At 42.2% G+C, this 19,888-nt stretch carries 19 protein-coding genes; all 19 read left to right on the top strand.

Going from position 1 to position 19,888, the window contains the following annotated elements; all coding sequences use genetic code 11:
* The first annotated feature begins 32 nt into the window (after window positions 1-32).
* The 19 genes from AAAT93_RS11615 to alr all read left to right on the top strand — a co-directional run bounded on the left by AAAT93_RS11615 (window position 33) and on the right by alr (window position 19,872).
* Entirely contained in the window at window positions 33-869 is an 837-nt protein-coding gene (locus AAAT93_RS11615) for an antitoxin VbhA family protein (protein WP_227573437.1), read from the top strand.
* 247 nt (window positions 870-1,116) lie between these two features.
* Complete coding sequence (locus AAAT93_RS11610; RefSeq protein ID WP_227573436.1) at window positions 1,117-1,581, top strand: GNAT family N-acetyltransferase; 465 nt, start codon at window positions 1,117-1,119, stop codon at window positions 1,579-1,581.
* 454 nt (window positions 1,582-2,035) lie between these two features.
* Window positions 2,036-3,373, top strand: a complete 1,338-nt coding sequence (locus tag AAAT93_RS11605; RefSeq protein ID WP_227573435.1) for a S41 family peptidase — start codon at window positions 2,036-2,038, stop codon at window positions 3,371-3,373.
* A 101-nt stretch (window positions 3,374-3,474) separates the two neighbouring features.
* Window positions 3,475-4,188, top strand: a complete 714-nt coding sequence (locus tag AAAT93_RS11600; protein WP_227573434.1) for a helix-turn-helix transcriptional regulator — start codon at window positions 3,475-3,477, stop codon at window positions 4,186-4,188.
* Between the two features lie 85 nt (window positions 4,189-4,273).
* Entirely contained in the window at window positions 4,274-5,089 is an 816-nt protein-coding gene (locus AAAT93_RS11595) for an MBL fold metallo-hydrolase (protein ID WP_196021279.1), read from the top strand.
* A 23-nt stretch (window positions 5,090-5,112) separates the two neighbouring features.
* Complete coding sequence (locus AAAT93_RS11590) at window positions 5,113-5,655, top strand: CPBP family glutamic-type intramembrane protease (RefSeq protein ID WP_227573433.1); 543 nt, start codon at window positions 5,113-5,115, stop codon at window positions 5,653-5,655.
* 185 nt (window positions 5,656-5,840) lie between these two features.
* Window positions 5,841-6,638: a PfkB family carbohydrate kinase gene (locus AAAT93_RS11585; protein WP_227573432.1), complete on the top strand. Its 798-nt coding sequence runs from the start codon at window positions 5,841-5,843 to the stop codon at window positions 6,636-6,638.
* 23 nt (window positions 6,639-6,661) lie between these two features.
* A complete protein-coding gene (locus AAAT93_RS11580) occupies window positions 6,662-6,979 on the top strand; it encodes a hypothetical protein (RefSeq protein ID WP_195522934.1) in 318 nt (105 codons plus the stop codon).
* Between the two features lie 107 nt (window positions 6,980-7,086).
* The gene (locus AAAT93_RS11575; RefSeq protein WP_227573431.1) at window positions 7,087-7,764 is read left to right on the top strand and encodes a hypothetical protein; all 678 of its coding nucleotides are present in this window, start codon (window positions 7,087-7,089) and stop codon (window positions 7,762-7,764) included.
* 89 nt (window positions 7,765-7,853) lie between these two features.
* Window positions 7,854-8,360: an SMI1/KNR4 family protein gene (locus AAAT93_RS11570; RefSeq protein ID WP_227573430.1), complete on the top strand. Its 507-nt coding sequence runs from the start codon at window positions 7,854-7,856 to the stop codon at window positions 8,358-8,360.
* Between the two features lie 174 nt (window positions 8,361-8,534).
* Window positions 8,535-9,566, top strand: a complete 1,032-nt coding sequence (locus AAAT93_RS11565) for an ATP-binding protein (protein ID WP_021985884.1) — start codon at window positions 8,535-8,537, stop codon at window positions 9,564-9,566.
* Between the two features lie 14 nt (window positions 9,567-9,580).
* Window positions 9,581-11,098: a uroporphyrinogen-III C-methyltransferase gene (gene cobA / locus AAAT93_RS11560; protein WP_227573429.1), complete on the top strand. Its 1,518-nt coding sequence runs from the start codon at window positions 9,581-9,583 to the stop codon at window positions 11,096-11,098.
* Window positions 11,099-11,395: 297 nt separating this feature from the next.
* Window positions 11,396-12,364, top strand: a complete 969-nt coding sequence (gene hemB / locus AAAT93_RS11555) for a porphobilinogen synthase (RefSeq protein WP_195541197.1) — start codon at window positions 11,396-11,398, stop codon at window positions 12,362-12,364.
* Window positions 12,365-12,423: 59 nt separating this feature from the next.
* Complete coding sequence (gene hemL, locus AAAT93_RS11550; protein ID WP_021985887.1) at window positions 12,424-13,695, top strand: glutamate-1-semialdehyde 2,1-aminomutase; 1,272 nt, start codon at window positions 12,424-12,426, stop codon at window positions 13,693-13,695.
* A gap of 72 nt (window positions 13,696-13,767) precedes the next feature.
* Entirely contained in the window at window positions 13,768-14,688 is a 921-nt protein-coding gene (locus AAAT93_RS11545; protein WP_195541196.1) for an NAD(P)/FAD-dependent oxidoreductase, read from the top strand.
* 489 nt (window positions 14,689-15,177) lie between these two features.
* Window positions 15,178-16,551: a MurT ligase domain-containing protein gene (locus AAAT93_RS11540; RefSeq protein ID WP_117780318.1), complete on the top strand. Its 1,374-nt coding sequence runs from the start codon at window positions 15,178-15,180 to the stop codon at window positions 16,549-16,551.
* Window positions 16,551-17,264, top strand: a complete 714-nt coding sequence (locus AAAT93_RS11535) for a hypothetical protein (RefSeq protein WP_178017084.1) — start codon at window positions 16,551-16,553, stop codon at window positions 17,262-17,264. The genes AAAT93_RS11540 and AAAT93_RS11535 overlap by 1 nt, the downstream gene beginning before the upstream one ends.
* Before the next feature lie 111 nt (window positions 17,265-17,375).
* The gene (gene ectB / locus AAAT93_RS11530) at window positions 17,376-18,617 is read left to right on the top strand and encodes a diaminobutyrate--2-oxoglutarate transaminase (protein ID WP_021984150.1); all 1,242 of its coding nucleotides are present in this window, start codon (window positions 17,376-17,378) and stop codon (window positions 18,615-18,617) included.
* Between the two features lie 133 nt (window positions 18,618-18,750).
* On the top strand, window positions 18,751-19,872 hold the full coding sequence (gene alr / locus AAAT93_RS11525) for an alanine racemase (RefSeq protein ID WP_227573428.1): 1,122 nt from the start codon (window positions 18,751-18,753) through the stop codon (window positions 19,870-19,872).
* Window positions 19,873-19,888: the final 16 nt, after the last annotated feature.

The raw sequence follows: 19,888 nt of genomic DNA, 5'->3' as shown, positions 1-19,888 counted from the left end.
AGTTATGATTTTGGGAAAAGGAGAAGTATTGTATGGAACAGGATCCATTCAAGGAATATATAAAGGAAACAGAGCCTGAAAAAAGAGACAAGGGATATGCGTGGCATACCGCAATAGGACTGCAAGCTGTAGATGGGCTTCGACCATCCAAATACCTGATTGATACAGCAATCAAGAATATTGAGGGTGATATCTCGATTGATGAAGCAGGAGAATTATTAAATAGCTATTATGAGGAAAATCCGAAGTCAGATGCGACAGACAGAGCAGAGGAAGCAGATAAGGTATCATTGCGAATAGTCAAAATTGTATCTGAAAAGGCATTTAGTTTTACACCAAATGAATACATTTCAATTCATAGAAAACTGTTTACGGGTATTTACAGCCATGCAGGAAGGATTCGGGATTATAATATCACGAAGAAAGAATGGGTACTAAATGGCGCAACGGTGATGTATGGAAGTGCATCAGAATTGCGTGCGACTTTGGAGTATGATTTTTCTGAAGAGAAAAAATTCAGTTATAAAAACCTGAATATGGATCAGATCATTCATCATTTGGCAGTATTTGTATCCAGACTGTGGCAGATTCATATATTTGCAGAAGGAAAAGCGGACATTGGGGAAGAAAAAGCGGACATTGCAATAAAGATAGCGAATATTGATGAAGCGATAAATAGCAAAACGCGCAGTAATATTTTAGCATTATATCAGTATTGTGGTAAAGAAACATTTTTTGGACGTACAGTTGTAGAATCGGTTACAGGATTAAAGTCAACACGGGCTTCAGAAGTGCTACAACTCCTGCTAAGAAATAATATAATCGAGAAAGTTCAAGGGCATGGAAAAGGAAAATATCGTTTTCTGTAATGCATGAGAAGTGAATGCTATGTTGTATGAAGGAGGATACAAAGTGAGAAAAGTACCAGAAAACAATAGTTACAAAAAGGAAATTGAAGAAATTGTAAAGCTATGTGAGAAAGCGAAACCTGAATATGGTGAAAGAAATAATCCGAATGCTTAAAGAAGAAAGCAAAATTTCAAAAGCAGCGGAGGACTTGTTTATGAAATTTATGAAAAATGCTGAGGAAAGAGAAAAGCATTCGGAGGAATGACAATGACATTTGAAAAAGCAACTGCTCAAGATACAGGTATGTTGACAGAACTTAGAATCGCATATTTGCAAGAGGATTTAGGAGAAATTGAGGCTGCGGATTTAAAATTGATAGAGTCATTATTGCCAGGTTATTATGAAAAACACCTTAATAAGGATCTGATGGTCTATGTTGCACGCAATGAGAAGGATATCGTTTCCTGTGCATTCTTGTTGATCGTGGAAAAACCTATGAGCCCATCATTTATTACTGGGAAGACGGGGACTGTTTTGAATGTTTATACGAAGCCAGAGTATAGGAAAAAAGGATATGCTAAGAAATTAATGAATATGATGTTGGAGGACGCAAAAGCAGAAAATGTGAGCATTATTGAATTAAAGGCAACAGAGGATGGATATTCCTTATACAGATCTGTTGGTTTTGATGATGTTGCAGCCAAGTATCATAATATGAGAATTTCGTTGTAGGATTTGGCAGGGATCTGGTAAGGACGTAGAGTTGTTCCACGTAAGGAGGAAGCGGATGTATCTTTTTTATTTGACATTGAAAACCGGAAACTGCATAATTGCACTTGGTATATTCGCATATTCCGTTGTATTGGCTGTCATATGCCCTGCTCTTAGACGAAGAGAAAAGTATCTTGTACCCCGCATTCTTTGTATTTTGCCTGCTATAGCTGCATTCGTACACTGGGGTATTTATGGGAATCTTTTCATTCGTCATTTTAAGCTTTTTTATCTGGAGGCACTTATTCCCGTACTATTTATTTTTAACATTAAATCAGTCTTCATCCGCGTGATCAGATCGGTTATGGTTTGTCTGTCATCAGCAGTATTATGCTTTGTTTTTATACTTAATTCCATCTCTGCGCCAATGGTACACAATTATACCCGATACAGTTATACAGAGAGCTTTAAGAAAATGCTGAAAACAATGGAACAGGAATACTGTCTTAACTCATGGAAAGAGATCGACTATGATGAGTTGCTTGAGACATACCTGCCAAGGGTTGAGGAGGCTGAAAGAAACAGGGATGAAGCAGCTTATTCGGCAATCGTTACTGAGGTTACATATTATTTCTATGATTCGCATGTTGGACCATATCTTACAGATGACACAAGATTCGCTACGTGTGAGTACCTTTCCGGAAACGATTATGGTCTGTCCATGATCCGCATTGACGATGGCAGTGTAATTGCTGTTTTGGTTGAGCCCGGATGTGAGGCAGCCACAAAAGGTATTCACGATGGAACGACGATTATTTCATGGGACAACCGGGACATCAATGAAGCCGTTGAGGATGTAGAATGTATCTATCCCGGATTATCATTTCCGGTAGAGGAAAATGAAGATATCTTCCGACCTATTTTCCTTGCCGGAAAGGGAGGAGAGAGTGTTTCCATTACATTCCTTGATGATAACGGAGACGAACGGAGTATTTCGGTTCAGAAAACAGGCAATTATGAGGATAGATTATCAGTAGCTATAAAATGCTTATTGCATGACGATGACGATTACCAAAACTTTTATTCCTGTATGCTCGATGACAGATGCGGGTATCTTCAAATAACAAGTGAAAGCTATGATGCGTTGGGGGATAATATTTCTGCAATGAAAAAGGGCTATTATCCTGAACTTACAGAATACTATGCAGATTTAATTGAGAATCTGGAGAATAAGGGCATGAAATATCTTATAATAGATATTCGCAATAACGGAGGCGGTTACGATTCCGTAGCAGGTGCGCTTGCTTCACTTTTCACTGATAAAAAGTCTCATATGGTTTCATTTGGATATGAGGATGCACAGGGATATCATGTTGTGGAGAGCCAATATATATTTCCGGATGGAAGATATGCGGATATTCCGGTTGTCGTGCTGGTCAATTCCAATTGTATGAGCGCAGGCGACGGAATGGCGAAATTCCTCGGAGACTGTCCGAATGTGACCTTGATGGGAATTACTGCGAGCAGTGGTGTCAATCAGAATAATGGAGGGTATATTTATCTTACAGATCATATCTGTGTGAACTATCCGGTGTTTTTGAGCCTTTCCGAGGATGGGGAGCCTTTCATTGACACGGATCATACCCGGGAAAACAAAATCCCTCTTGATGTTGCAATTCCGATAACCGGTGAAAATGCAAAGACCATTTTCTCTATTGATAATTATGATAGAGAAGCCATGGAAAAAGGTAAAATCGTGTTTGAAAGAGATGTTGAGTTAGAATACGCAGTCAGGTATCTGCTGAACCGATAATAGAGTTTTGCCCACGTATCGAGACAAAAATTGCAGAGCTTTAATTAGCGTACCGCAATAGAAAGTTTGGACAGATGGGCAGGGAGTATGAGGACGAAAAAATGAGTAGTCTTATTTTTCAAAGTTCATATATTGTTATTATACCATCATATTATAAGACGGACATTCATAAACGTCCATTTCTGCATTTGTTTGCAGGGAAAAAGAGCTGCAGAATTACAGTGGGTAAAGAAAATATATGGGGAAATATTATTCTGCTTGATTCAAGAGTCAGGCATGCAGTTGAAGCAGGAAACAATTGCGCTTTTTTTCTGCTGATTGATCCCACAAGCATTATTGCGGAACAGATTCGTGAGCAATATATAAAAGGTGGTTCCTACTGCAATGTTTCGGATGAAATTGCAGAGATATCAGAAGATATTCAAAATTTGCCGGAGAATGAAATTATACGCATCGTTGAAAATATGTTTCTTGCCATGGGTATTTCAACAGGAAAAAACAACGTAAGAGATGAAAGGATTGAACTGATAATCAGCAAAGTTATTTCTGGGGAATGGTTAAGTTACAGTGTTAAGCAGATTGCGGAGAAAGTTTTCCTTTCTGAAAGCAGGTTGACGCATTTATTCAAGGAAGAAGCGGGAATTTCGCTAAAAAGTTATATTCTGATGCGCAGAATGGAATATGCATACAGATTGATAAGCACGGGTAGTAAAATTACCTGGGCAGCGCAGGAAAGCGGTTTCTCAAGTTCGGCACATCTTGCATACACTTGTAAGAAATTAACGGGTGTTTCTATTACGGATGTATTAAAATAAACAGAAAAACAGCAGATTTTTGAAAGCAAAAAATTTTCCCTTCGGTTATAGTGGCTAATATAATTATAAGGAGGAGAAAATTGCTATGAAGTTTATGTATTTTTTTGATGATAAAATAAAGCGCCATATTATGAAGGGGAAAAAATACTGCAATCCGGCAGAAACAGGAAATTATGAATGTGGAATAAGTTGTATCAGGCAAGGGGATGTAAATCTTTGGTTTTATACCAAAAATGGCGTGACAATAGCTGTTGATTCAGGACATTTGAATTATCGTGGTGTTGAAAATTCTTTTCAACAAATAGGTATTAATCCAGAAGAAATTAAACATGTTTTTATTACTCATGCCGATGTGGATCATTGTGGTGGAATTGACACAAGCGGAACAAATATATACCCAAATGCACAAGTGTACCTGGGGAGAGCGGAAAGCGCATACTTGAATGGAAGCATCCATCGTATGACAAAATTAGGGGTGAAGATTAAAAATTGTGTCAGAATTAAAGAAGGATATTACGCCATAGATAACAATGAAAAGTTTGATATCGGAGGCATTAAGGTACAATCTATTCCTACACCCGGACATACTCTGGGGCATACCTGTTATATTGTTGATGATAAGATTTTGTTTACCGGAGATTGTCTTGCAATAAATGAAAAAGGTGGATATAGTTTTTTTGATTTTTTCACCCAATATCCGGATATGAACAAAAAGTCTCTGGTGAAATTGAAGGCATTGATTGATAATATCCAACACATTCAATTGGAATATGTCTGTACAGGGCATAGTGGTATCAGAAAATATTCTGACGTTATATTTGCACACATTGATGAATCAGCGCAATTTAGTAAAAGAAAGCCATTTGATGATAAAGCACCTTATGATGCTTTCATCCGGTAATTATGAAAAGATTGGAGACCATTATGAAAAACAAAAAGTTGATAGGTATTATTCTGGCTGTATTGTTTTTATTATTGCTTTACTACACATCACCTCTGATAAATAACAACTTTGATGGTGCTTTGGGATATATGATGAAAAGCGTTCAAAGAATACTATTTTTCGCTGTCGAGCTTATTATATTTGTAAAATTGTTTAAGAAAGACAGTATGAGAAGTATTGTCAATATGAACTGCTTTAAGGATGCTGTTCCTGCTTGCTCTGCTATGTTTATTTATGTGGTGTTTGAGGTCATTACATATGTGGTGATAGGGGCAAAGAGTTGGTTAAATACAACCATGCCTATAGTTGTGTCCTGCCTTATTTTTATGCAACTTGCGACAGGATTATGGGAAGAACTTACATTTAGAGCATTTGTTTGCGAAGGGTATTATCAAGGAGCAAATGCCACGTTTAAGAGAAGGCTTTTATATGCGGGCATAAGCATGGTGATATTTGGTATAGCACATGCTGTTGAATGTGATTCTTTGGAACATTTATCCATTTCTTTACAGACATATTTTTAAACATACATATATTTATATCTGATTGGAATGATTCGCCACTTTTTATAATTCTTGATAATTATGTGCAGTGGGTGATGTTGGCTATTATTCTGATAGTGGCGATTGTATTTCTTTATAAGAAACCGGTTAGAAAGTAAAATACTTTAAAAACCAATCGACAACATTCAATTTGGGGAGGTACAAGAATGATAAATTTAGTGGCACTTCCGTGCCTCTGTGTAGATGTTTTTGATGGAACAGATGAATTGCGTGCAGGTGGTGAAGCCCTTAATTTTGCAGTTCATGCATCAAAATTTGAGGAGTTTAATGTTTCAATATTGGGTGCAGTTGGACAGGATTCCTACGCAAAATTTATTATGGATTCTATTTCTGATAAGAGAATAGATGTAAGCCATGTAAGAGTTGAAGAGGATAAAGTAACTGCAAATAATCGTACATATCTTACGGCTGATGGAGACAGATATTACAAAGATGATTCATGGACGGGTGATATTGTTGATAAAATGATATTGAATCAAGATGAATTGAACTTTATAAAAAAATCAGAGGTTGTATTTATACATTTCTGGGCAGGCTGTTTTGAACAAATTATAGATTTAAAAAAGAATAATAACTTCAGATTGGCTGTGGATTTTGTAGAATATCGTAATTTTAAGGAGATGGAAAAATATGCACCATATATAGATTATTTCCTGATTAGTGGAGAAGAATCAATTCTCCCGATATTTGAAGCATTTTCCAAGAAGTATAAAGGACTATTTAATGCATCTTTAGCTGATAAAGGAAGTGTTACATATTATAATGGTGAAAAGTATTTTGTCCCGGCTGATGAAGCTTTAGAAATAGTTGATACTACTGGTTGCGGAGATAGCTACCATGCAGGCTTTGTGTGTTCTCATATGTTAATTGGTGATATTTACGAGGCTATGAGAGTTGGTACAGAATTTGCAACAGAGACGTTGTCCCATTATGGTGGCTTTTAATTCGATTTGTAGGGAGAAACAATATGATAGGGTTTATTATATGGTCACTTTTCGGGGTGTTTATAATTGGATTAGGAATAAAAGATATGTTTTCTAAGAATCCGGTTGGATTCTGGGCTAATACCGAAACAATAAAAGTAAAAGATGCGAAAGGTTACAATCGCGCAACCGGACGATTGTTTATAATCTATGGAATCGTTTTTATTATATTAGGCATTCCGCTGTTAGAAGGCCAAAATACTCCATACATTCTGTTGTCAGTTATTGGTGTGATGGTGGAAACGATTGCAATTATGGCTGTTTATAGTTTAGGTATCGTTAAAAAATATGAAGAAAAGTAAATAACTTCCAGTTTGTCAAATTAAAGATAGCGAGTTATTGCCCAAATGGGATATAGAGAGGAAAAATTAAGAGAAGTTCGCAGTGCTATAGAAAAATAGGTGGTACTATGCCGGAAGATTTACCGACACCTGAGAAAAGCATACAAGAAATTGAAAAGGAGCATTCAATCATGCGAAAAATGGGATTACCCAAACCGACAGGGGAATATGCAGTCGGAACATTTACGTACACAGTCAAAGACGATAGGAAAGAAATTATGCGTCAGGGAGGCATGCGAAGCGTGGCGGCAAGGGTTTATTATCCGGTGCTTAGGGAAAGCGTAAAGGGACTTACGAAGGCGGTGGCATTATCGGATAATATGCTGAAAGGCTTAAAGGATACTTTTAATGTGGTGCCTGACTTTAGAAAGAATCCGGAGTCTAATCTGACAGAATGTTATTTAAATGCAAATAGGATACCGGGAAAAAAGTTCCCGCTGATTATGTTTAATCATGCCTATAATTCGTACAGAGAAGGAAATTCCTGTCTTTGTACAGAACTTGCTTCTAACGGATACGTTGTAATATCTGTGGATCATTCCCATGAGGCTGTATGTAGTGAGTTTGATGACGGAACCGTTCTTTTTTTCGACAAAACCATAAAAAAGAAAATGTATAAGCCTATGATTGGTGGAATCATTACAATGCTTAAACTGGTGAGGTTGGCTATCTTCGAGAGTTGCTCACAAATGATGGTCCGGAGTTTAGCTATACAGTTGTTTTCTGGGAAAAGAATAGAAGTTTAAGAAAGTATAAGATCGGCGTATGCATATGGGGATTACCAATCTGTAAGCCAGTGGAGGATTGAATTTAACGGCACGGAAAGGAAGTCGGAATGAGAAAAGTACCAGAAAACAATAGTTTAAAAAAGGAAATTAGGAAACTATTAGAATTATGTAAAAAAGATGAAAAAGATAATGGAGAGAAAAGAAATTATTTCAATGCCCCTATTACTGAAGAAGAGATGATAAATTGGGAGGAGAGAAACAGAGCGAAAATACCAGAATCATATAAGGAGTGGCTTAGATTTTCGGGAAAATGTCGTATAGCAGGTAACACAGCAACATTTTGGGAACCAAATGAATTTCATTCTGAATATGTACCCGAAGGATTGGTTGCAATAGGGGAAATTAATGATGATGGAGAAGTGGTGTGCTTTTCAAAGAATGAAGGTATTTTTGTACGGGTATTTGAAGGGAAAACAACGGAGATTAATGATTTTGCATGTGTTCTTAAGGAAGTAATAAAATTAATGGATGATAAACCTATCTTATCTCAAGAAAGATATTTAGAAATATTGCAGAAAATCAAAGAAAAAAAGGATAGGGAGAAAAATAAATAAGCGAGCAGGGACGAAGCGAGTAGGGACGTAGCATCTGTCATGAGGAGCGTCCCTGTGTACTGTATAATAATGGAAATCTCTTGACAAAACAGTAAAGAAGAGTAAAAATAAATAAAAAGAGTAAAGAACAGTAAAAATAATAAAAAGAGTAAAGAACAGTAAAAGAGGTGCGCAATGCAAAATCCATTTACATTAGTTTTTGGTAAAAGTCCGTTGGAATCAATCTCCAGATTGGCACAGACGAATGAGATTATTGGTTCGTTTTCGTCAGAATGGATGAACCAGCAGATTTATATGATTACGGGAGTCCGGGGCAGCGGAAAGACTGTAATGCTGACAGATATATCGAAGCATTTTCGTAAAGACAAGGATTGGATTGTAATAGAACTGAATCCAGATCGTGACTTGCTGCATAGTTTTGCTGCAAAGTTATACGATCAAAAAAATCTGAAGGATTTGTTTATAAAAGCAAAGCTGGATTTATCAGTATTAGGGATTGGAGTGTCTATTGAAAAATCGAATCCTTTTTTTGATATAGAAAATGCAATTCAGGCGATGCTGGAGGTTGTAAAGGATAAGAAGAAACGTGTACTTATCACAATTGATGAAGCAACAAGTAATGAAGAGATGAAAATATTTGCAAGTGCATTTCAGATTTTTGTTCGAAATGAATTGCCAGTATTTTTGCTCATGACAGGACTTTTTGAAAATATAGATGCCTTACAGAATGAAAAAAATCTGACGTTTTTATATCGGGCACCGAAGGTTAAGCTGCAACCATTAGATAAAGGTGCGGTAAAACAGAAATATCAGGAAATCTTTGGTTTTTCAAGTGATGATGCGTTAGCGATGGCGGATATGACAAAAGGCTATCCATTCGCATTTCAGGTATTAGGATACCTGACGTGGCAGAAGGATGGAGATTATAAGTCTGTGGTTGGTATGTACAGACAGTATCTGAGCGAATATGTATATGATAAGATCTGGTCAGAGTTATCGAACAAGGATAAGAAAATATGCTATGGAATTGCAGAGACAGCTTCGGGGAAAATAAAGGAAATCCGGGAGAAATTATCACTTAAAACAAATGAGTTCAATCCTTATCGTGACAGATTGAAAAAAAGAGGAATTATAAATTGTGAAGAACATGGATATGTACATTTTGTATTACCGGAATTCGACGAATATGTATTGACACATGTATAAAGGATGAATTGGAAATGGTATATTTAATCGGAGCAGGTCCCGGTGATCCGGGATTAATTACATACAAAGGCTTGCAGATCTTAAAATCGTGCGATGCGGTAATCTACGACCGGCTTGGGACGGGGGAGCTTCTCGATCTTGTGCGACCGGATTGTGCGAAGATCTATGTTGGCAAGCAGGCAGGTGCGCATTATAAGAAGCAGGAGGAAATCAACCGGATTCTGGTAGAGACCGCAGGAAAATACGAGAATGTTGTCCGCTTAAAGGGCGGCGATTCATTTGTATTCGGACGTGGCGGTGAGGAAATCCTTACATTGCAGGAATCAGATATTCCGTTTCAGGTGATTCCGGGTGTGACTTCTGCGATTGCGGTGCCGGAGGTGCTTGGAATTCCTGTGACGCATCGGGAGATGAGCCGGAGTTTCCATGTGATTACCGGACATACGAAGAAGGGCGAGGCAGATGCACTTGCGAATATTCATAAACAGGAGGGAACCAGTGTGTTCCTGATGGGACTTTCGAATCTGGAACCGATTATGCAGAGACTGCGCGAAGAGGGGGAATCGGAGGAGACACCGGTCAGTGTGATTTCAAATGGTATGCTGCCCGGAGAGACAATCGTGCGCGGTACGGTAGGGACGATCGGCAAGCTTGTTTCGAAGAACGAGCTTGTTTCACCGGCAATCATAGTCGTCGGGCAGACAGCTGCCTGCACGATGAAGGATAAGAAGCGCAGTGCGATTGATGGCTGCAAGATCGGCGTGGTTGGCACGGCAGTATTCCGGGAGAAACTGCGCGGACTGCTGGAAGAAAAAGGCGCATCGCTGTTTTCAATCTGTGATATGCATGTCAGAACGTGTCCGGATATGGAGAAGTTGGATGTGGCAATTCAGAATTTGAAGGATTACCAGTGGATCGTATTCACAAGCCAGAACGGAATCAGGTTATTCTTTGACCGGGTGCGCGCGTGTGCAGTCGATCTTCGGAAGTTTACAGATATCCGATTTGCAGTGGTTGGAAGTGGCTGTGCGCAGGCGCTGGAGCAGTATGGATTTTATGCAGATTATATACCGGAGCAATATACGACAGAAAGTCTTGCAAATGGGCTTTGTACCATTGTAAAATCAGGAGAAAAGGTTTTGATTCCGCGGGCGAAGGAAGGAAGTCTGGTCTTAGAACAGATTCTATCTGCGAACCGGATTGACGCGGAGATTCTATCCATCTACGATGTGCGTGGCGCGCGGACAGAAAACTGGAAATACTTAAATAATTACGATGCAATTTTATTTGCAAGCGCTTCCGGGGTGCATGCATTTGCAGATTGCCTTGCCGAGACCGGACAGCCAGACTGGAATCCAGCACAAGGAAAGAAGCGCATTGTACTTGGCACAATCGGACAGGTGACAGCAGACGCCCTTATAAAATGTGGTCTGCCCGCCGATGTCGTCCCGGAACAGTGCGATGCGGAAGGTTTAGTAAGGGCATTGGATATTGCCTTTGACATGAAAAAGACAGATAATAATAAAGAGTAAAAATGTAGATGGAGGTGGACATACTTACCAATTCTTAAGCAGACCGTTGAAGCACGCTGGCACTTAATGAGCGACGGATTCATCGTCGCGAATTTAGTACCATTGCGTGCTGAACCGAGCGAGGAGACATCCATGGAACGTAGTTCCATTTAGGATGGATGTCGACGACTTATCACAGAGCATAGCGATGTGATGTTACCCGTGCGCGTCTGCGTAGAAATGGTAAGTATGTTCAACTCCTGTAGAGAGGTACATTTATAATTACTGTAAGTTATAGGAAAAGAGGAATATACACACATGATACGATTAAGAAGATTGAGAGAAAATGAAGTACTGCGAAACATGGTGCGCGAGACACAAATCAGCAAATCCGATCTCGTCTACCCGGTATTCATCAAAGAAGGAACCAATGAGAAAAACCCGGTCGATTCCATGCCGGGCATCTACCAGTATACATTGGATCGGTTCGATGAGGAACTAGAGCGCATACAGGCGGCTGGCATTCCGGCAATTTTGATCTTCGGTATCCCGGAACACAAGGACGAATGCGGCAGCGGCGCTTATGATGAAAATGGTATTACGCAGCGTGCGGTGCGTGAGATCAAGAAGAAAGCACCGGAGCTTTTGATTATCGCAGATGTGTGCCTGTGCGAATATACCTCCCACGGACATTGCGGATTGGTGCAGGACGGAAAGATCCTGAACGATGAGACACTTCCGCTTCTGGCGAAGATGGCAGTAACACTTGCCAAGGCGGGCGCAGACATGATCGCACCGTCTGACATGATGGATGGACATATCGCATATCTGCGAAAGGCATTGGATGAAAATGGATGCGTGGATACATTGCTTATGGGATACAGCGCAAAGTTTGCGTCCGGATATTATTCTCCGTTTCGGGATGCGGCACATTCCGCTCCGGCATTTGGTGATCGCAGAACGTATCAGATGGACCCTGCAAATGGCAGAGAAGCATTGCGCGAATGTGAGGCAGATATCGAAGAGGGGGCGGATATCATTATGGTAAAGCCGGCACTTGCTTATCTTGACATCGTGAAAGCGGTGCGTGGCGAGACGAAGCATCCGCTCGCAGTCTACAATGTAAGCGGCGAGTATTCGATGGTCAAGGCAGCAGCATTAAACGGCTGGATCGATGAGAAGCGTATCGTCATGGAGAACATGATCGCGATGAAACGTGCGGGTGCGGATATCCTCATAACCTATCATGCACTTGACGTGGCTAGATGGCTACAGGATGAACAATAGAATGATTCGCAGGAATGTGTATCACGATAGATGTGTATCAGATGACAGGAGGAAGCATCATGCAGACAGAATCAGAACAGTTATTTGAAGAATCCAAGAAATATATCCCGGGCGGCGTGAATTCGCCGGTGCGTGCATTCGGCTCAGTCGGACGCTCCCCGATTTTTATAAAAAAAGCAAAGGGTTCCCGTATATTCGATGAGGATGGAAGGGAATATATAGATTATGTATGTTCATGGGGACCGGGAATCCTCGGACATGCAAAGGAGACGGTAATCGAAGCGGTGAAGGCAGCCTGTGATGATGGACTGACCTTTGGTGCACCAACAAGAAAAGAGCTGGAGATTGCGGAGCTTATCACGGCACATATGCCTTCGATGGAAATGTCCCGTATGGTAAATTCCGGTACAGAAGCAGTGATGAGTGCAATCCGCGCGGCACGTGGATTTACCGGAAGAGATTACATTGTGAAATTCAAGGGCTGTTATCATGGACATAGTGATGGACTTTTGGTAAAGGCAGGTTCTGGCGTGATTACACAGACAGTGGCAAACAGTGCCGGTGTTCCGGAGGGCTATGCAAAATACACCCTCGTCGCAGAATACAACGATGAGGAATCCGTAAAACAGTTATTCAATGCGTATAAGGGACAGATTGCAGCAATCATTGTCGAGCCGGTTGCGGCAAATATGGGTGTAGTTCCGCCGAAGGCAGGATTTTTAGAGTTCCTGCGTGACATCACGCAGACGGATGGTGCATTACTGATCTTCGATGAAGTTATCACAGGATTTCGTCTGGCACCGGGTGGCGCACAGGAATATTTCCATATCAAGCCGGATCTGACAACACTTGGCAAGATCGTTGGTGGCGGTATGCCGGTTGGAACCTACGGAGGCAGACGCGAGATCATGCAGTGCGTGGCACCGCTTGGCGAGGTATATCAGGCAGGAACCCTGTCCGGTAATCCGATTGCGATGACCGCAGGCATTGAGACATTGAAGCTGCTGGACGCACATCCGGAAGTGTATGCAAAGCTCGAAGGAAAAACCGCAGGACTTGCACAGGCAGCAAGAGAGGCATTTGGCGATCGGGTCTGTGTCAACCAGATCGGTTCATTGATGAGCATTTTCTTCACAGACAAGCAGGTGGTTGATATGGATACCGCCATGACGAGCGACACGAAGCAGTATGCAGCATTCTTCCGATATATGCTTGATCATGGAATCAACCTCGCTCCATCGCAGTTTGAGGCAATGTTTATCTCAGATGCACATACAGAGGAAGATATCCGGAAAACGATTGATGTTATAAAAGAATTTGCACACAGATAGATCGTGGATAAAATAAGAAATTGATTAAAAAAAATGAAACGAATGAAATAGAAACCAGTTTGGAGGAAAACGATGAGTGATACAAGGAAAGATGTCGTAATTATCGGTAGCGGTCCCGCAGGTTTATCGGCGGCGGTTTACGCGAAGCGTGCGTTGCTGGATGTGGCAGTGATCGAGAAGGAAATGTTCAGTGGCGGACAGATTGTTACAACTGATCGTGTGGATAATCTGCTTGGCTTCTACGGAACAAATGGCTATGATCTGTCAGTAAAGTTCCGGAAACATGCAGATGCGCTGGAGGTTCCATTTATGGAGGGTACGGTGACGGACATTGCCAATCAGGATGATTACAAGGAAGTGCATCTGGAAGATGGCAGTGTGATCGAGACAAAGGCAGTGATTGTAGCGACAGGAGCTGCTCATCGAAAGCTCGGCGTGGAAGGCGAAGCAAAGTTTGCCGGTGCCGGTGTTTCGTACTGCGCAACCTGTGATGGTGCATTTTTCAGGAATAAAACGGTGGCCGTTGTCGGTGGCGGTGATGTGGCACTTGAAGATGCCCTGTACCTTGCAAATGTATGTGAGAAGGTCTACCTGATTCATCGTCGTGATGAGCTGCGCGGTGCCAAGGTATTGCAACAGCGGATCTTCGATGCGGCAAATATCGAATTCCTACCACACACCGAAGTACGAGAGATCTGTGGTGAGAACATGGTTGACCATATCGTGATCGAGGATAACCGGACAGAAGAAAAACGAGATCTCGCATTATCCGGCATCTTTATCGCGGTTGGCATGCAGCCACAGACTGCACTTGTAAAAGAGGTCGTAGAGATGGAGAACGGCTATATCCGTGCCGGTGAGGACTGCCGCACAAATATACCATTTCTATATGCAATCGGAGATGTGCGCACCAAGACTGTCCGCCAGATCGCAACTGCAATCGGAGATGGTGCTGCTGTGATCGCGTCACTCGAACACGATCTGCTGGCATAGGACAAGCTGGCAAATCGTAATGGACGCCTGTTACAGCGGAAAAAATTGACAATCCTACCCACAAGATATATAATGTCTTGGATTTTACACAGTAGATATTGTACTTTCATACAAAAATCAAGGCAAAACAAGACAGGATTGTCTTGTGTTAGGATTTTGTATGTATAGCTGGTTTGTGATGAGGACAAAGAAATCTTCAACATATATTCAAATATAAATTCATGAAATATATATGTTTGGAACTTAGAAGTCCTTGATGTTCTTTCAGAGTGCAGCCATGTTTGAACACGATGTTCAAACAAGCCGCCACTGAGCCATGGATGGCGAATTGGCGGCGATGGCGGACATAGAGAAAAAGAAAATTAAGAACATCTAGTACTTCTTAGTTTCAATACATCATATATGAAATGAATTTGTATTTGGATATATGAGGAGAAAAGTTTATCTCATCACACACCAGCGAGGTTCAAAAGGAAAAAGGAGACAATCATGTCGAAGTTACGTTATCATATCGCAGTCATGGCTGCAAAATTCAGCAAAGTCATTATCCGCCTTTCGGGGCGCAACGGCACGCATACCCCAGGCGTTGTTGCCAGAAAAATCTGCCCGGATTTCATGGCGCAGGCACCGAAGGCACCGCTCTGTATCTGCGTGACAGGTACGAACGGTAAGACGACCGTATCAAACATGCTGACCGATATGCTGGAGAAGGAAGGCAAGAAGGTAGTCAGCAACCGGACCGGTTCGAATATCGTGCCGGGCTGTGTGACAAACCTGTTGAACAGCGTCAACTGGCTTGGCAGATGCCGCGTGGACGCAACTGTATTTGAGGTGGACGAGCGTGCATCCCGTCTGATTCTTCCATATGTAAAGCCAGATTATCTCGTCGTGACGAACCTGTTCCGTGATTCACTGAAGCGAAACGCACATCCGGATTACATTTTCAGTGTCATTGACACATACTGCCCGGACACAACGAAGCTGATCTTAAATGCAGATGAGCAGTGCAGCAGCAACTTAAAGCCGAATAGTGAGCATGTTTATTTCGGAATCGGAAAGCAGGACGATGACAAGACGGAGCCATACAACCTGATCGCTGATTATACATTGTGTCCAAAATGCGGTACGAAGCTGAAGTTCAACTACCTTCGTTATCATCATATTGGAAATGCTTATTGTCCAAACTGCGATTACAAGTCTGCAGATGCAGATTATCTTGCAACGAAGGTCGACAAGGAAGGCAAGAAGTTAATTGTCCGTGAAAAGGATGGAAATGAGATCGAATACGCACTGATCCATGATGCGTTGTTTAATATTTATAATGAATTGACTGTAATTACGATGATGCGGGAGCTTGGATATTCTTCCGACGAAGTGAAGAAGCGGATTGCAGAGATTCATGTGCCGGAATCCCGTTACAGCGAGACGAAGGTTGGAAATGTGACAGTCGTTCAGGCGCTCAGCAAAGGACAGAGCGCAGTCAGCTCCTGCCGTACGTTCGAGTATGTGGCAGAAGAGCCTGGTAAGAAGGTCATCATGATCGCAGAGGATGATTTCAGCGACAGACAGAAGAGTATCGAGTTTATCGGCTGGATCTACGATCTGGAATATGAGCAGTTTGCAAGAGACGATGTAATGCAGGTTGTCTGCTGTGGACCAAGATGTCTCGATCACCGCGTGCGTGCGCTGATCGCCGGAATCCCGGAGGAGAAGATTGCATGGGATCTCGATGAGGTTGCAGCGGTCGATAAAGTAAAGTTAGAGGGCGTTGATAAGGTATATATCTTATACGACTGCGATACCTATGGTATTTCCTGCAAGATGAAGCAGAAGCTTTTGAAGAGACTGGAGGATGAAAAATAATGAAGATTGAAATCCTTTATCCGGAGCTTTGTACCTTATATGGTGACAAAGGAAATATGCAATACTTAAAGCTCTGCTTACCGGATGCAGAATTTGTAGAGACAACACTGAATGCGAAGCCGCTGTTTCTGACAGAGGATATTGATCTGGTATATATGTGCTCAATGAGCGAGAAGAGTCAGGAAGTGATCTTAAGCCGTCTGCTTCCTCTGAAGGAAGAAATCTTCCGTGCATTTGATGCAGAGAAAACGGTATTCTTATTCGTTGGAAATGCGCTCGAACTGCTTGGCAAATACATTAAGCGGGAAGATGGCAGCAAGGTGGAGGCACTGGCGTACTTAAACAGCTATTCGGTCAGACAGACACCGAACCGTTTCAATACATTGATGAAGGCAAAATTCGATGACATCACACTGCTTGGTTATACAAGCCGTTTCTCCCATACATTTGGAATTCCGGAGCAGGAGAGCTTCTGCAAAGTAGAGATGGGAACCGGCATGAATCCGAAGTCGGTATTCGAGGGAATCCGCAAAGGAAAAATCCTTGCGACTTATATGCTTGGACCAATCCTTGTAGCAAACCCGGATTTCACACATTATCTTCTGCGTATGTTAGGCGCGGATATGGAGAAAATACCGTATGAAGATGCGATGCGGGATGCGTATAACCAGAAGATGAAAGAGTTTGACAAGCCGGATTTGGAATTATCTTAAGTCTGAAATACAGAATTCATTCTTTTTTCACTTGCGAAGTGAGAGAATGAGGAGTATATTATAGCTTGATTATGAAGAAAATGAGTCACACAGAGTAGGAGGTACGAGTGTATGACTGACGTTGAAGTATTTGAGAATTATGAATCAGAGGTACGTTCTTATTGTAGAAGCTTCCCTGCGGTCTTTACGACTTCAAAGGGTTCGATCATGAAGGATGAGAACGGAAAGGAATATATAGATTTCTTCTGCGGAGCAGGAGCCTTAAACTATGGACATAACAATGACTATATTAAGGAAAAGATGGTTGCATACCTGATGAGTGATGGAATTATGCATTCGATGGATATGATGACTGTTCCGAAGAAAGAGTTTTTGCAGTTCTTTGAAGAAAAGGTGTTACAGCCAAGAGGATTGAATTTCAAGGTAATGTTTCCTGGACCAACCGGAACCAATGGCGTAGAGGCTGCATTGAAGCTGGCGCGTAAAGTAAAGAAGAGAAATCAGATCTGGGCACTCATGGGATGTTTCCATGGTATGACACTTGGCGCATTGTCTCTCACAAGTGATGCGGGCAGCCGTGGCGGCGCAGGTGTATGTCTGAATGATGTTACACATATTCCGGCACCATATATGTTCCCGGAGCTTGATACAATCAAATATATGGAGACATTGCTTACGGACGACCACTCAGGTGTGGAGAAACCGGCAGCAATCATTATCGAGACCGTACAGGCAGAAGGAGGCGTGCATGTATTTTCCAATGAATACCTGCAGGGTGTCCGTGCGTTGTGCGATAAGTATGATATTTTGATGATCGTGGATGATATTCAGGTAGGCTGTGCGAGAACAGGAACCTTCTTCTCGTTCGAGCGTGCAGGTATCGTACCGGATATGTTCGTAATGTCGAAGTCCATCGGTGGATATGGTATGCCATTTGCTCTGACAATGTTCAAGCCGGAGTTAGATATCTGGTCACCGGGCGAGCACAACGGAACGTTCCGTGGCAACCAGCTTTCTATGGTTGCAGCGAAGGCAGGATTGGAATATATGCTTGACCATAAGGTTGAGGCTGAGGTAAAGCGCAAAGAGGGAATCATCCGCAAATATATGGATGAGAACATTGCAAGACCGGGTGTGGAGATCCGGGGAATCGGCTGTATCTGGGGCGTCCAGGTTGCAGATGGAAAGCTTGCTTTGGCAATCTGTAACAAATGCTTTGAAAAGGGATTGATCATGGAACGTGCAGGCCGAGATAACAATGTGTTGAAGCTGATGCCGGCGCTTGTGGCAACGGATGACGAATTGATGCGCGGACTGGATATCATCAGAGATTCAATGAATGAATTGATGTAAGAATTGTACAGAGATAATCTGTGTAGAAAGTAAATCGAGCAGGATGTATGAACCTGCTCGATTGTGTTTTATTTTAGATAATTTTGATGTACTTGATAAATGGAAAGGTATGATAGATTGTATGGAACCTTGGATGGGAAGAACAGCAGCCGTCGTAGATCTTGGTATGCTGAAAAATAACTTAGCAGAGATCCGCAAGAAATTAAAGCCGGGTGTCGAACTCATGGCGGTTTTAAAGGGTGACGGATACCGGCACGGCGCGGAAGGATTGTATCCGACATTGAAAGCCTGCGGCGTGACCAACTATGCGGTTGCACTGTGGAGCGAGGGTGTTGCCTTGCGGGAGCATGGCGCGACAGAGCCGATTCTTGTGCTTGGAGATACCAGAGATTATGACTTAGATGAGGCAGTCCGTTACAATCTGGACTTTCCAGTATTCTCGGTGGAATATGCGAAGACGGTTGCCGAGGCAGCGAAACGGCAGGGCAGAAAGCAGAATATACAGATCAAGCTCGACACCGGAATGAGCCGGATCGGGTTCCCGGATAACGATGAGACGCTTGAAGCAATCAAGGAGATTTCACAGATGGAATCCCTGAATATGACAGGCATTTTCACGCATTTTGCACGTGCAGATGAGTACGATCATAAGAGTGCAGGGAAGCAGCTTGACCGCTTTCTGCGTATGACAGAGAAGTTAAAGGAAATGGGAATCACATTTCCGAAGTATCATGTGGCGAACAGCCCGGCGATTTTGCTGATGCCGGATTCGCAGCTCGATATGGTACGTGCCGGAGATATCTTATATGGCTTGAATCCAATCGACGAAGAAGGGTTCAAAAAAGAGAACTTCAAGGAGATTTTGAGCTGGTACACGTATGTGGTTATGGTGAAGGAGGTTCCGACAGGAACGGAGGTTGGTTATGGCGGCACATTCGTGACGAAGCGTCCGACGAAGATCGCAACCCTGCCGGTTGGATTTGCGGATGGATACCGGAGAGATCTGTCGAACCGAGGAAAGGTGCTGATCCGTGGACAGGAAGCACCGATCATCGGAAGAGTCTGTATGGATCAGTGTATGGTCGATGTGACAGATATCCCGGATGTACAGAGAAACGATCAGGTGACGCTACTTGGCGGAGACCTTTCCATCCAGTGGATGGCAGATCTGCTTCAGACAAATGTCGATGAGATTGTATGCAATATCTCCCAGCGTGTACCGCGTGTCTATATTGATTCCACACAGGAATCATAAGTTCGTAGTAGAAAGA

This window comes from Coprococcus hominis (ex Arizal et al. 2022) (assembly GCF_040094675.1).
GTDB lineage: Bacteria > Bacillota > Clostridia > Lachnospirales > Lachnospiraceae > Coprococcus_C > Coprococcus_C hominis.
This window is presented reverse-complemented; position numbering and strand designations above follow the sequence as displayed.

Excerpts from the sequence above, each read along its gene's own strand:
- AAAT93_RS11540 (WP_117780318.1), top strand. The coding sequence starts at position 15,178 with ATGTCGAAGTTACGTTATCATATCGCAGTCATGGCTGCAAAATTCAGC.
- AAAT93_RS11600 (WP_227573434.1), top strand. The coding sequence starts at position 3,475 with ATGAGTAGTCTTATTTTTCAAAGTTCATATATTGTTATTATACCATCA.
- AAAT93_RS11615 (WP_227573437.1), top strand. The coding sequence starts at position 33 with ATGGAACAGGATCCATTCAAGGAATATATAAAGGAAACAGAGCCTGAA.
- AAAT93_RS11610 (WP_227573436.1), top strand. The coding sequence starts at position 1,117 with ATGACATTTGAAAAAGCAACTGCTCAAGATACAGGTATGTTGACAGAA.
- AAAT93_RS11545 (WP_195541196.1), top strand. The coding sequence starts at position 13,768 with ATGAGTGATACAAGGAAAGATGTCGTAATTATCGGTAGCGGTCCCGCA.
- AAAT93_RS11595 (WP_196021279.1), top strand. The coding sequence starts at position 4,274 with ATGAAGTTTATGTATTTTTTTGATGATAAAATAAAGCGCCATATTATG.
- AAAT93_RS11535 (WP_178017084.1), top strand. The coding sequence starts at position 16,551 with ATGAAGATTGAAATCCTTTATCCGGAGCTTTGTACCTTATATGGTGAC.
- AAAT93_RS11580 (WP_195522934.1), top strand. The coding sequence starts at position 6,662 with ATGATAGGGTTTATTATATGGTCACTTTTCGGGGTGTTTATAATTGGA.
- ectB (WP_021984150.1), top strand. The coding sequence starts at position 17,376 with ATGACTGACGTTGAAGTATTTGAGAATTATGAATCAGAGGTACGTTCT.
- hemL (WP_021985887.1), top strand. The coding sequence starts at position 12,424 with ATGCAGACAGAATCAGAACAGTTATTTGAAGAATCCAAGAAATATATC.
- AAAT93_RS11585 (WP_227573432.1), top strand. The coding sequence starts at position 5,841 with ATGATAAATTTAGTGGCACTTCCGTGCCTCTGTGTAGATGTTTTTGAT.
- alr (WP_227573428.1), top strand. The coding sequence starts at position 18,751 with ATGGGAAGAACAGCAGCCGTCGTAGATCTTGGTATGCTGAAAAATAAC.
- AAAT93_RS11570 (WP_227573430.1), top strand. The coding sequence starts at position 7,854 with ATGAGAAAAGTACCAGAAAACAATAGTTTAAAAAAGGAAATTAGGAAA.
- AAAT93_RS11605 (WP_227573435.1), top strand. The coding sequence starts at position 2,036 with ATGCTGAAAACAATGGAACAGGAATACTGTCTTAACTCATGGAAAGAG.
- AAAT93_RS11575 (WP_227573431.1), top strand. The coding sequence starts at position 7,087 with ATGCCGGAAGATTTACCGACACCTGAGAAAAGCATACAAGAAATTGAA.
- AAAT93_RS11565 (WP_021985884.1), top strand. The coding sequence starts at position 8,535 with ATGCAAAATCCATTTACATTAGTTTTTGGTAAAAGTCCGTTGGAATCA.
- hemB (WP_195541197.1), top strand. The coding sequence starts at position 11,396 with ATGATACGATTAAGAAGATTGAGAGAAAATGAAGTACTGCGAAACATG.
- cobA (WP_227573429.1), top strand. The coding sequence starts at position 9,581 with ATGGTATATTTAATCGGAGCAGGTCCCGGTGATCCGGGATTAATTACA.
- AAAT93_RS11590 (WP_227573433.1), top strand. The coding sequence starts at position 5,113 with ATGAAAAACAAAAAGTTGATAGGTATTATTCTGGCTGTATTGTTTTTA.